Origin of the sequence: Akkermansia sp. UNK.MGS-1 (assembly GCF_000980515.1) — a bacterium.
In the GTDB taxonomy this organism is placed as follows: Bacteria; Verrucomicrobiota; Verrucomicrobiia; order Verrucomicrobiales; family Akkermansiaceae; genus Akkermansia; species Akkermansia muciniphila.
Window position 1 is genome coordinate 70,274 of sequence record NZ_LBCB01000014.1, and the last position, 12,791, is coordinate 83,064.

Annotated in this window: 10 protein-coding genes; 4 read left to right on the forward strand and 6 right to left on the reverse strand. The window is 59.1% G+C overall.

Annotation, left to right across the window (positions count from 1 at the left end; translation table 11 throughout):
* The coding region (locus WW58_RS08910) for a glycoside hydrolase family 97 catalytic domain-containing protein (protein WP_046437007.1) at positions 1-700 on the reverse strand (700 nt) is incomplete at its 3' end.
* On the opposite strand from WW58_RS08910, the gene WW58_RS08915 reads away from it, so the two are divergent.
* The 3 genes from WW58_RS08915 (at position 688) to WW58_RS08925 (ending at position 2,575) form a co-directional block, all read left to right on the forward strand.
* Positions 688-1,053, forward strand: coding sequence for a hypothetical protein (locus tag WW58_RS08915; RefSeq protein WP_046435094.1), 366 nt, complete (start codon positions 688-690; stop codon positions 1,051-1,053). The two genes, WW58_RS08910 and WW58_RS08915, sit on opposite strands and share 13 nt — an antisense overlap.
* A gap of 64 nt (positions 1,054-1,117) precedes the next feature.
* The gene (locus WW58_RS08920; RefSeq protein WP_046437011.1) at positions 1,118-1,837 is read left to right on the forward strand and encodes a DNA-methyltransferase; all 720 of its coding nucleotides are present in this window, start codon (positions 1,118-1,120) and stop codon (positions 1,835-1,837) included.
* Between the two features lie 240 nt (positions 1,838-2,077).
* Complete coding sequence (locus tag WW58_RS08925; protein ID WP_022197577.1) at positions 2,078-2,575, forward strand: hypothetical protein; 498 nt, start codon at positions 2,078-2,080, stop codon at positions 2,573-2,575.
* 147 nt (positions 2,576-2,722) lie between these two features.
* Here WW58_RS08925 and mfd read toward each other — a convergent pair whose 3' ends face one another.
* From mfd to WW58_RS08945, 4 genes are all read right to left on the reverse strand, one after another.
* Positions 2,723-5,899 (reverse strand): transcription-repair coupling factor, encoded by a 3,177-nt coding sequence (mfd, locus tag WW58_RS08930; protein WP_102758515.1) that lies wholly within the window; start codon positions 5,897-5,899, stop codon positions 2,723-2,725.
* Between the two features lie 127 nt (positions 5,900-6,026).
* Positions 6,027-7,232 carry an SHD1 domain-containing protein gene (locus tag WW58_RS08935; RefSeq protein WP_179219141.1) on the reverse strand — a complete coding sequence of 402 codons (1,206 nt, stop codon included), beginning with the start codon at positions 7,230-7,232 and terminating at the stop codon, positions 6,027-6,029.
* Positions 7,233-7,246: 14 nt separating this feature from the next.
* Positions 7,247-9,799 carry an MFS transporter gene (locus WW58_RS13395; protein WP_102758516.1) on the reverse strand — a complete coding sequence of 851 codons (2,553 nt, stop codon included), beginning with the start codon at positions 9,797-9,799 and terminating at the stop codon, positions 7,247-7,249.
* A gap of 32 nt (positions 9,800-9,831) precedes the next feature.
* Entirely contained in the window at positions 9,832-10,815 is a 984-nt protein-coding gene (locus tag WW58_RS08945) for a Kelch repeat-containing protein (protein ID WP_046437017.1), read from the reverse strand.
* Positions 10,816-10,944: 129 nt separating this feature from the next.
* Here WW58_RS08945 and WW58_RS08950 point away from each other — a divergent pair, with 129 nt between their 5' ends.
* On the forward strand, positions 10,945-11,778 hold the full coding sequence (locus tag WW58_RS08950; protein WP_046437019.1) for a hypothetical protein: 834 nt from the start codon (positions 10,945-10,947) through the stop codon (positions 11,776-11,778).
* A gap of 148 nt (positions 11,779-11,926) precedes the next feature.
* Here the strand turns inward: WW58_RS08950 and WW58_RS08955 are convergent, their stop codons facing one another.
* Positions 11,927-12,760 carry a histidinol-phosphatase gene (locus WW58_RS08955; RefSeq protein ID WP_022197570.1) on the reverse strand — a complete coding sequence of 278 codons (834 nt, stop codon included), beginning with the start codon at positions 12,758-12,760 and terminating at the stop codon, positions 11,927-11,929.
* Positions 12,761-12,791 lie beyond the last annotated feature (31 nt).

Below are 12,791 nucleotides of genomic sequence, written 5' to 3' on the forward strand. Positions count from 1 at the left end.
CGCAGTAGTGCTGCCCGCCAATGGCGGCCCAGATGTTCTGTTCTCCGCCGTAAATGCCTTCCCGGCTCATTTCGTGCGGCCAGGAACGTTCCTCCCCCGTGGGGGTATTGGCTCCGTGGAAGTTGACCATAAGCTTGTTTTTCGCCAGGTTTTCCGCTACGGCGTCGTAGAAGTCCAGGCGTTCCTGAGAGGCGGAGTCCATGAAGTCTATCTTGATTCCCCTGATTCCCGTTTTGGAGAGTGAGCTGAAAAAGCGGCGCATATTTTCCCAGTCATTGGCGGGGTTGTTGACGTCTGACCATCGCACCCATACCCAGATGCCTACGTTTTTGCCGGCGGCGTAGCTGGCCAGTTTGGCCAGCTTGTCCATGCTTTCCGGAAGTGATCGGCCCCATTTTTTCCACCCTTCGTCAACGAGGTGATATTCCCATCCGAATTCGGCAGTCATATCGACAAAGGCATATTGGTCGTTTTCCAGGACATTCCCGCGGTCCCACCAGGTCCAGGTGGAACGGCCCGGCTTGATCCAGGGGGCTTTGGAACCTTCCGGAAAAAGATTCCTGTCCGGTTCCGGAGCCAGGGAAGGGATGACGTCGTCCCGGACCAGGAAACGGGGGAACCCCTCTTTATGACCGGGTTTTACTTTGAACCTGTATGCCCCGGAATTCTCGACCGCGTCTATTAACCATGACCAAAGCAAAGCAACTCATCCTTCCTATTTCCTACCCGGACAGCGGACGCTGGTATGCTCCCGTCCGGAAAATCAAAATCGACGAACGGACGTACGCCCTAAGGATGGGGGAACCTGTCCAGCTGGGTACCGTCAAAGAGATTGAAAAAGAATTCCGGGTGGGCCGCCGCGTGCTGGCCCGCCTGGCGGACATTGGCGTCATTGAGCGGGTGCGCCCGTCTCCTTTTCAATCTATGTACTACTTTGCGGACATTGCCGCATTCCTTGAGCGGACGCGGACGGCCCCGGCGTTCTGGTCCTCCGTCCGCCGGGAGGCTTATCTGAACGGACCTTCTCCGCAAGATGCCTCCCTCCGGTTGTAATCTAACATTTTTTATCCTGGCCGCGGCGTGAAAGCCGCGGCCTGTTTTGTGCCATCATGCGAGCATGTTTTCACGTTCCCCTTTCCTGTGCGGCGACTCCCTTTCCCTGATGGAGTGCATGGACAACGATTGTTATCACGCCGTCGTTACGGACCCGCCGTACGCTTCCGGCGGCCTGACGACGGCGGAACGCAAGGCTTCCCCCGCCCGGAAATACCTGTCTTCCTCAAGGTATCTTTCTTTTGATAACGACACCAGGGACCAGAGCACCCATTTTTTGTGGTCCGTCATGTGGATGCAGGAGGCAATAAGGATCACCCGGCACGGCGGCTGGCTGATGGTCTTTTCCGACTGGAGGCAGCTTCCTTTGACCTCGGACGCCTTGCAGGTGGCCGGGTGGACATGGCGCGCCGTCGTCACCTGGGACAAGACGGAGGCTTGCCGCCCACACCAGGGCATGTTCCGCAACCAATCGGAGTTTATCCTCATTGCCACGCGCGGCAGCATCGGCAAGGAGCAGGACCGCCCGCGCGTGTTTCCGGCTGGCGTTTTCCGGCATTATCTCAAGCCTTCCGACAAGATGCACCTCACAGGCAAGCCTGTTCCGCTCATGCGCCACCTGATGACGGTTCTTCCTCCCGGTTCCCGCGTCCTCGACCCTTTCATGGGGAGCGGGACGACTCTTGTTGCCGCCCGCGACCTGGGACACGTCGCTCACGGCATCGACCTTTCCCCGGATAATGTTCGCATTGCCGCGGACCTCCTGGGCGTTCCTGTTCCCTGACCGCGGCCAGCCCGCGGAGAGTTCGCCGGGCTTCCGCGAGACACGCGCGGACCGCTGGCGGGAGTGTCTCACATGGGACAAATGACCCTTACGATTTTTCAAAATTGACCCTTACGGGCATTTATGGGCTTAACTTCTTGCGCCACCCTTCCATTTTTCCCCGGAACGCACGTATTTTCAACCGTTTTCAAGCTTCTTCAAGAGAATTCAACCCTTTTCAAGCATTTATGGTTGGTCACAATGCTGGGCATTTTGTATTCCCAGGGGTGGGGGGTGGATTATTCCGCAGAGATGGTCATGAGGCTGTCCAAACTGTTGGCCGGTTCCGGTTATGATTTGTCGTGGCTCACTTTGTCCGCCCCCATTTTAGCCCATTGGGAGCTTCTGGGTCAGCAGGAGGGAACTTATACGCGGATGTGCTGTTCCATTCCGGACAGGAAGATGAACCAATTTTCAGGCGTGCGTCTGGTGCGGACTTCCAAAGAGGGGGGAAGTCTCTTTATTGACAAGGTGATCCTGCTCAGGGATGGGCAGGAAGTTATGTCCCGTTCTTTCCGTTCGGCTCTTACCCAGGAATCTCCTGTTCTGGAGGTGTCCATGAATATGGATGATTACGCAGAGAATGTAGAGAATTTCGAGTGGTCAATAGAAGTGATCATGGCTCCGGCCAACACATGCGGCATCATGGAAATGATGCGGAAAAAGGAGCTTTCCAACGGTAAAGAGAAGCAGATTTGATGGAAAGCTGCCGGAGCGGTCTGGCGGATACGCGGTTTCGTATTCCTGCCGCAACCCCGTTCCCGGCATGGAAAGGGGCAAGAACTGTTTTCCGGGTTTTCATGTTTTCCCATGGGTGAATTCAGCCACGAGATGACCGCAGCGGATTTAAATGTTTTTCAGCATGTCCAGCGTTTCCCGGAGTTTGTCCGCGGGAGCGGCGCTTGCCAGCCGCGGGAATTTGTTGGACAACAGGATAAAATCCCCGTTTCTGGTGAGCATCAGGCGCTGCCCGCTGATTTCCACCATGGAGATGTTGGCATGAGATGCCAGGATTTTGATTTTGTGGGAGTCCAGCAGGTGGCGCACCGTTTCCGGCGCGGGGCCGAAGCGGTCTTCCCAGGCGCGGAGCAGATTGTCCGCTTCCTTAAGGGTCCGGACGGTGGCCAGATCCTTGTAGGCGGAGATGCGCAGGGCCGCGTCACTAATGTATTCCCTGGGAAGGAAGGCTCCCAGATAGTCCTTGCGGGATTTTGCGGCGAACTGCGTTTCGCTGTTAATGATAAAGTCCGTTCTTAGAGCCGCATCCGGACGGGGGGCCGTGCGTTTGCCCTGCATCTGGGCGATGGATTGCTGGAGAAGCTGGCAATACAGGTCAAAGCCTATGGCGGCGATGTGGCCGCTCTGCTGGGTTCCCAGCAGGTTGCCCGCACCGCGTATTTCCAGGTCCCTCATGGCAATTTTGAAGCCGGAACCCAGTTCCGTATACTGTTTGATGGCGGAGACGCGTTTGCGGGCGTCTCCCGTGGCGGCGGCGGATCTGGGGAGCATGAGGTAGGCGTAGGCCCGGTGGCCCGCACGGCCCACGCGGCCGCGGAGCTGGTAAAGGTCCGCCAGTCCGAAGCGGTCCGCGCGGTCAATGATGATGGTGTTGGCGTTCGGAATGTCGATGCCGGATTCGATGATGGTGGTGGCCAGCAGGATGTCCGCTTTCCCCTGCACGAAGGTGCGCATGACCTTTTCCAGTTCTTCTTTAGGCATTTGGCCGTGGCCGATGACGATGCGGGCCTTGGGCACCAGGGCCTGGATGCGGTCCCGGAACAGTTCGATGGTTTTCACGCGGTTGTGCAGCAGGAAAATCTGTCCTCCGCGCTCCAGCTCGCGTTCCATGGCCTTTTTCATGATGCGTTCGTCGTAAGGGCACACGCTTGTCTGGACGGGCTGCCGGTTGACGGGCGGGGTTTCAATGGAGCTCATGTCACGTGCTCCCATCAGGGCAATGTACAGGGTGCGGGGAATGGGCGTGGCGGACAGCGTCAGCACGTCAATTCCCTTGAAGCGTTCCTTGAATTTTTCCTTGTGCCTGACGCCGAAGCGCTGTTCCTCGTCAATGACTACCAGGCCCAGATTTTTCATGGATACGTCATCGGAAATGAGCCGGTGCGTGCCTATGACGATGTCCACAGCTCCCGTTCTGAGCCCTTCCAGCGTGGAGCGGATGTCCGCCGCGCTGCTGAAGCGGCTGAGCATTTCAATACGTACGGGGTATTCGCTCATGCGTTCCTTGAACGTGCGGAAATGCTGTTCCGCCAATACGGTGGTGGGGACCAGCACGGCCGCCTGGCGGCCTCCCGTCACGCATTTGAAGGCGGCGCGGATGGCAACTTCCGTTTTTCCGAAGCCCACGTCTCCGCAGATCAGGCGGTCCATGGGGCGGGTGGATTCCATGTCCGCTTTCGTCTGGGCGATGGCGCGGAGCTGGTCCTGGGTTTCCCGGAAGGGAAAGGAGCTTTCAAATTCCCACATCCATTTGCTGTCCGGGGGGTGGCTGTAGCCTTTTCCTGTCTGGCGTTCCGCCTGGACGTTGAGGAGCTGGGCGGCGTAATCCGCCACGGATCGTTCTGCGGATTTTTTGGCGCGCTGCCATTTGGAGTCCCCCAGTTTGTTGAGTTCCGGCGTTTTGCTTCCCAGGCCTATGTATCGTGAAACCAGGTGAGCCTGGCTGAGGGGGACGTGCAGGATCGTGTTGTCCCGGTAGAGGATGTTCATTTCCTCGTCTCCGGAGTCAGGGGAGGCGGAAATGTTGATGAATTTGCCGATGCCGTAGCTGGTATGCACCACCAGATCACCGGGATTGACGTCTTTCAGGGATGCCTGCGCGCGTGCCTTGCGCGCCTTGTCTTCCCGGCTGGCGCGGCGGCGCGCCGTAGCGGACTGGTACCTGCCGAACAGTTCCGAGGAAGAGAGGACGGCCGTTTTCGCTTCCGGGATGCTGAACCCTGCCGGAAGTTCTCCGCGAAGAGGGGTGATGGACAGCAGAGCGGGCGTTCCGGCGCAGATGTCCCGGAAGCGTTCTTCCTCCCCTTCATTGGGGAAGAACATGCTGACATTCCATTTCCGGTCCAGCCATTCCCGGATTTGGCGTTCCGCCAGTTCACGGCGCATTTCCTGCATCACGAAGTCCCCCGCCTCAAAGCTGCCCAGGGGATTGTCATGGATGGCAAGGGAGAAGTCTTCTTCCCCCGCCGCATTTTCCGGGGGAGAGGTGAGGATGCATACGTTCCCCCGTTCCTTGCAGAAAGGGGCGGTAATAACCAGGTCGCCCGGTTTGATCCAGTCCCGCAGGGTTTCCGCGCCCTCGGCTTCCGTCAGTATGAGGTTGACGTGTTCCGCCTTGCGGAAGGAAATCTGGGAATCCACATCAAATTCCCGGATGGATTCAATTTCGTCGTCAAAAAACTCCAGGCGCACGGGGTGGGAGGACTGGAGAGGAAAGACATCCAGGATGCCGCCGCGTCGGGACCATTGCCCGCGGGAAATGACCTGTGGAACACCTTCAAATCCCGCTTCCCCAAACTGCCGTATCAAGTCGTCCGGTGCGTGCGTCTCCCCCGTTTTCAGGGTGATCCCCTGGTTTTGCATGCCGTCGGGGGACGGAACCTCATCGTTCAGGCTGCCTTCCGTTAAAATGATGGTTTGCCCGCCCGTGCGGCTGGAAGAGATGCGGTGAAGGATATTCAGACGTTCCGCGGCGAGCTCCGGGTCCCCCATTTCCTCCCCCAGGGCCACCTCTTTTTCCGGAATGAAGAGGAGGTGGCGCACTCCCCAGGTTTCCAGTTGGGCTGCAAGGGCTTCCTGAGCCCGCAAATGGGGCGCGACCACCCAGGCCCGTGCGGTATCCGGAAGGGTTCTGATACACAGGGCCGCTACAAACGGCACCCCGGGCAGGGAAGTATGGTCGAAAACCGCCTGTTCCTCTGTGCCCAGTTTTGCCAGTTCCCGGTGAAAGGGGGCGGTACGGGCTACCCTGTCCATCAGGGCGGATATGGAAGCTTCTTCTGCCATGCGTGTCTGTGAATCCCTGTTGAGGGAAGTGTGCCGCCTTTCCCTCCCGTGTCAACGGTTTTTCAGGGCACAAACCGCCCTTCGTTTTCCGTCGGGGGACTGTTTCCACGGCACGCCGCGGCATAGTTCAGGAAGAGGAACGGAAGCGGATTTTAACGCCGGCCTTGCGCCATTTCTGTTCAATTTCTTTGGCCAGTTCTTCATAGCTCCGTCCGTCAAGGAGGAGTTTCTGAGCTTCCTTTTCACTGGTTCCGGATTGAATGGCTTTCATGTAATTCTTGATGCGCCGGGCATCGCCCTTGCCGTCCATGTGGTAAAAATAGTAGGCCATCAGGGCGGCCAGGCCGTAGTTCAGGTTGGCGTTTTCTCCCGTGAACTGGGAATAGGGCATGTTCATGTAAGCTTCCAGGCCGGGTGCCTCAAAGTCATCCCCAAGGGCCCGTCCCCCCGTATTTTTTTTGCCGTATTCCGTCACGCGGGAGACAATGTGGGATCGGTTGGCTCCAAAGTTGAAGCGGCCACCGGCATAGGGCGTCATGCCCATGTATTCCGCGGAGCCTTCACAAAACCAGCTGGCCTGCTTAGCCTGCGAAGACATGAGCTGGTGCGTCAGTTCATGGATGAGTGTGGAAGCGTCCTTGTCACGGTCAATGACGTATGTGCTTCCCATGGTTTTGACTCCCAGGGAATCGAACGGAACCAGAATTCTTCCGCGGTCCCCTGGCCGCGTTGTCCCCAGGAAGATGCCCGCCGTGCCTTCGCGTCCGCCGTTTTCCAGATAGGTGCTGAATTTTTCATACAGGTAGGCGGGGAATTTGGCGGAATCGTCATGGGCAGGGGAGTTTCCTATAGGAAGGGTTTTGTTGGCCAAGTGGGTGGCCTCAAAGAGGAGGCCCAGGCGCTTGATCATGCCGGTGCCCAGCTTGGCGTCGCAGATAAAGCGGAAATGGGGTGTTTCATAAATATATTCTCCCGGTTCCTCCTTGATGGTTTCCACCTTGAAATTGTCCGGGCATTTGACGCTCCTGGGCCACGGCAGGTGGTAATTGTCCGCCGTATTGGAGGGGAGTGCCCCACCTTTTTCCTGTTCCGCGATGAAATCCCTGTCTTCCCGGGAGAGCTGGGAGAGGGGAATGGAGACGGTTTGGCCGCCGGAACGTTTCAGCACGGCTTTCTGGCCGTCCAGCCTGATGAATTCTGCTTCCAGTTTTTTCCCTTGGAGGTTGGTCCAGGTGCGCCCCTGTGCAAGGGGGGTAAGGAAAAGGGCGAACAGAGTTCCCGCCGCCAGGCAGAGGCGTGCGGGCTTTTTCATCAGGGGTAAGACGGGAGGCATGAACATAATTGCGTTTAATGTTTGGGACGCGGCAGCATCAGGAGCAGCAGCCCGCAGAACAGCATCAGGCATCCTGCCGCCGCCAGGGTGGTGGTCAGCGGAACGCCCTGATCCTTGAACCATCCCCCAAAGAAGGAGATGAGGGCGCCCACGCCGGCGGATGTGAGGTTGAGGAGGCCATAGCCGGTTGCGGAATAACGCTCGTCGATATGGGAGCGTAGCACAGGCATGAGGGTGGCGTCCAGTGATCCCTGCGCCAGCCCCTGCGTGGCGACCAGACCCAGCATGAGCACGAGCGGGACGGTGATGTCCCAGCCGAAGATGCCGGGCAGCAGCGCCAGAACCACCAATGGGCCGGATATGGTGAAGGTGATGCCCGGCACCAGGGCGCGGGCGCGGGCGTTGCGCCTGTACCACATGTCCGCCAGGATGGCGCCTCCCAGCACGGCGACGTATTTGGCCACGGAGCTCCACAGGGTGGCGGCGGGGCCCGCTTCCGCGGAGGAGAGCTGGTATTTGTCCTGAAGCAGGGTGGGATACCAGGTGAGAAGGAACCAGTTTCCGGCTCCGGCAAAGGCCACTACGGCCAGTAGCATCCACATGGGGCGTCCGCTCAGAAGGCTGGAAAGGACGGCTCCGGTGGAAAGTTTGGAAGAGGGTTCCTTGATGGCCTGTTCGTCATTGTCCACATTGAGCAGCACCGTTTTTTTCTCCGGTACGGACGGTTTTTTTGCCTGGGCCGTATCCGCCGGGGCTTTGGACGGATCTTTCAGGAACAGGATGAGGATGACGGCGTACGCCACGCCGATGAGGCCGAACAGGGCGAATGTCATGCGCCATCCCGTCCATGAAGCCATGGTGGCACCGAAACCGGCGACGGCCATGCCTACATAGATGCCGCTCATGTGCAGGCCCGTAGCGATGGAGCGCGTGCTGCCGCGGTGGTAGTCCGTAATCAGGGCCAGGGCGGCGGGGATGTAGAACGCCTCGCTGATGCCCATGGCGCCTCGCGCAATGAGCAGGGAAGTGTAATCTTCCGCATGGCCGGTCCACCATGTGACCACGGACCAGACGACGAGAGAGCAGAGGATCATCAGCCGGCGGCTGTAGCGGTCCGCCAGAAAGCCGCCCACCGGGCTGAGCAGGGCGTAAATCAGCAGGAAAACGGAGGTGACCATGCCGAACTGGGCTTCCGTCTGTGGAATGTCCCGTACGATGGGTTCATGCAGGGCGGAAAGGAGCTGGCGGTCAAAATAGTTCAGCATGACCACAAACCACAGGACAATGACGGCTACCCAGGCCCACAGGCCCGGCTTGGTGTTCGGGTCCGTGACGGAGGCAACATTTTTAACGCCGTTGCGCACGGCGGAGACGATGATGATCGCCAGGACGATGATGGTCAGAATGAGAACGGCGTAATCAACCGTGCTCATTTCAAAGTGGTAACCTGCGGAGGCGGAGGCGTTTACGGGAGTCCGGACGCCCGGGGCCGTTTCCCCGCTGATGGTCATGATTTCAGAGCCCCTGACAACGGCGGGAACCGTGGCGATGCCCACGGGCCATTCCCCCTGGCGCGTCCATGTGTTTCCGATGACGTCGTAGACCAGGATATCCCGGGACTGCGCCACAGGCCTGGACGGGTCCGGCGAGTTGCCGCGCTTGTCTCCGCCGATCAGGAGAATGGAGTTTTCCCGCACCGGGGCGGGACCCGCGGCGGCGGCTACGGGCATTCCCGGTCCGGCAAGCTGCTGCCTGCCGGAGGAGCCCCATTTGGAAGGGTCCTTGGACGTCATGTCGTAGCCGATCATGTCGGAAAGATACGTCCTGGAGGTTTCTCCGGAGTTATCCCTGGACAGGGAACAGCCGCCTATGATGAACAGGGTGCTGTCGCAGACGGCAGCGGTGGAGAGAATGCGCCCCTCTCCGGGAAAAGGGGGAAGGGAAACCCATTTCATTTTATCCGTGTCCGGCGTGGTGTCCAGCATGTAGATGGTATTGAGTGCGGTTTCCGGCTGCTCCCGGTCTCTGCCGCCGATGACGAACAATTTGTTCCCGTGGGCGGCGCAGGAGGCTTCCGTTACGGGGACGGGAAGGGGAGGAAGCTTTTCTACGGAGCCGTCCGTTTTAATCAGCAGGGCATCTTTCAGGATGCCCTGAGCATTGTGGCCTCCGGCCACAGCCAGCCCCTTGCCCACGCTGGCAAAGGCGGCGTAACCCAGCGGGACGGGCAATGTTCCCGCCTTGCTCCACTGGCCGTTGCGAAGCTTGAAAATATCCTGGTAGTAGGTTTTGGGGCCGCGTTCCTCCGGAGTTGAGGCGCCCGGCGCAGCCTGGGGGAAGTTGGCGCCCCCTGCGGCGATGACGGACTGGCTGCCGTCGTCTTCCGTGACGGTTCCGGCAACCATGCCGGCGCGGCCTGCCGGGTCCGGAAGGTCGGGAACAGTTCCGGACGTCCGGACATCCACGGAAAAGGAGGCGTCAGCGGCCGGAGCCGCGATGAGAAGCAGGGCTGCCAGAGCGGAGCCGCAAGCCTTGGAAATTCGGGTAAGGGAGCGTGTCATGTGCATATGTTGAGAGGTTTAATTGGATTCCGGTCAAATCAGGGGAGGGAGATGCTCCACACTTCAGGAGAGCGCCTGCCGGGTTTGAGCTCTCCGTTCACGGCCGCGAAACGATCCTGCCACGCGCAACACGGAAGGACAGCCCTGGGCGCGGCGATGGGGCCTGCGTCGTGCCATGTCATGTCTGCCGTGTCCAGGCACAGGGATTGGTTATTGAAGCCGGGATTAGTTTGGGGAGTGTATTTTTTTCCGGAGCCGTCATCCCCCCCAAGCAGGTAAATGACGCCGTTTCCGGAAACCGGGGCCGGGGTGGGGGCTGCGGCGATGGCGTAAGGCATGTCCGGCAGGCGCGTCCATCCGTGTTCCGGAGTATAGCTCCAGGCTTCCTTCAGCAGTTCCCGGACCTGTTGGCCGTCCTGTTCCCGCAGGCCGATGCCGCCGAGCACGTACAGGGCTCCGTCTGTTGCGGCCATCTGATGCAGGAAGCGGCCGCGGCCCGGCAGCGGGGCCTGTTCCAGCCATCCCTGTTCCGTCCGGCGTGTGTCCAGCATGAAGACCCGGTTGGTGCAGTCCTGCTCGCCGGGGCGTTCGCACCCTCCTGTAAGATAGACTTTCCCGTCCAGGACGGCAGCCGCCGTATATGCCAGGGCGATAGGGAGGGAAGGGAAAGGATGCGTGGTGACAGTTCCCTTCGCGAGATTCAGCAGGTAAACGTCTTTCCGGTGCCCTTCCTTGCCGCAGCCGCCGATGCACAGCAGGCCTTCCCTGATGCCGGCGGAGGCGCCGTATGCATAAGGCACGGGCAATGTGCCGGCCTCTTTCCATTCGTTTTCCCCCGGAGAGAGCGTAAAGATACGGTCCGTCCACGTTTTGGCTCCCCCTTCAAGCATGGGCTTTCCCGGGAAATTGGTACCTCCTGCACAAATCATTATTTCTCCGCAGGTCCCTGCGTACATGCCGGCGAAGCCTTCCGGATCGGGAAGGGCGGGTAAAGGTGTCCAGGATGAAGAATAGCGGCTCATAATACGTGTAAATGACTCGCCATATACTAGCTAAAAACCGGCGGCTGCGCCAGTATTAACCTCTGGTCCTATTTTTTTGAATAAATTCCTTTCCTTGCGCCTCTTACCAACGTAGAAGAGGTTAATCATATGAAAACAGGAACCCGTTTGTTGATTTTATGCCTCCTGGCTCCTGCCGCCCTGGCGGAAAATATGTCCCTGCGGTCCGGCAGGGTGCTGAAAGACGCCGTTGTGGTGTCTTCCGGAGATGATTTTGTCAATATCCAGTACACGGACGGGGTGGCCAAGGTTTCCTATAAAGATTTGACGGATGCCCAGCAAAGGGATTACAGGATGACGCCGGATGAAGTGAAGGCCAGGCTGGACCAGCGAAGGATGGAGGAAGCGGCGCGCAGAAAGAAGGCGGAAGAAGCCAGGAAGGCGGCCGATGAAGAAGCCAGGAAGATCCGGGAGTCCCTGTCTGAGGCGGAGCGGCATCCCCGCTATCTGGAAGGGGCGGATATTTCCCGCATGTTTTTGCTGATGGGGGAACTTACCAAGGTGGAGGCGGAGGTTATGGCTCTGCAGTGGAATGCCCTGGAAGCGGACCGTGTGGGTTTGCCGGAAGACGCCCGCGTTTTCCGCGCAAGGGCGGCAGCCTATCAGGAGCAGATAAGCGCCATCCGTAAAAAAAGGGAAACCGCAGAACAGTATTGGCAGGATTTGGAGAAGAAATACCTGGCCTTGAAAGACGGTACCCAGAAGAAGATTGCAGATTTGAATAAGCAGGTTTCCCAATTGCAGGGGGAAGTGAGGGAGGTGGCCAGCCAGCCGAGAACGGAACGCATCATTGTCCCTCCGATTATCAGGACGTGGAATTACCCGCCGCCGCCTGTCATTATCCGGCCCCAGCCGCCCCCTCCCCGTCCCGTGCCTCCGCGTCCGATACCTTTGCCCGTAAAGCCGAGTTTGTACAGAAGTTAAAGATGCTCCGGAGCGTTCCCTTTTCTGTCCATGGGCCTGTGCCGTTTACTGGAAAAAGGGACGGACGGATGGGAATACGGGGAACAGGCCGCCCGTGCGGCTGCCGCCAAGGCCTGCCGGAACATTCCTTTGCCGCGGAGGGAAAGCATCAGATTCCGGGCAGGGGGAACAGTTTCATGCGGCCCCCCTGGAAGGAGGCCAGATGCCTGAATCCTGCCTGCCGGGCCAGTTCCCCGGCCCGCTTGAAATCCCGCCCTACATCCTCCGGCCTGTGGGCGTCTGAACTGATGGTGAGGGGAATTCCCGCCTCCGCCGCCATTTTCAGGAATTGCCCGTCCGGATATTGTTCCCCGCACTTGTTGTGCCAACCGGCTGTGTTAAGTTCCAGGCAGGCTCCGGTTTCCCGCATGGCTTCCAGCGACGGTTCATAATAACGGCGCAGGTCTCCAGAAGGGCGGAAGCCGAATTTTTTAATCAGGTCCGCGTGCCCCATGATGTGGAACATTCCGGAGGCGGCCATGTTCCGGAAGCGTTCCCAATACTGTTCCCATGCGTCCTCCACATCCGTCCGGTGCCAGAAATCCATCCTGTGGGGATTGTCGAATTCCTCCTTTTCCCCCAGATAATGGACGGAACCGATCAGGTAATCCCATGCGTGCAGGCCCTGCAGGTGCTCTATCCATGGTTCGATGCCGGGAAACCAGTCGCATTCCAGAGCGGAACGGACCGTCAGTCCGTGCAGCGCGGCGCATTCACGGGCTTCCGTGAGCCAGTCCAGGTAGGCCGGCATGTCCGCCTGCTTCATGCGCCAGTCGTCAAAAGGTTCCCCAGGCATCGGGGCATGGTCTGAAATGCCGTATTCCCGGAGTCCGGCTCGGACGGCTGCCTGCACATATTCCTGCGGAGTGCCGGAGGCGTGCAGGCACAGGGGGGTATGGGTATGGTAATCGCAGTACATGGAGGGGAATGCCCATGCTAGCATGGCGGAGCGGACGGTTCAACCCGGAGGGATG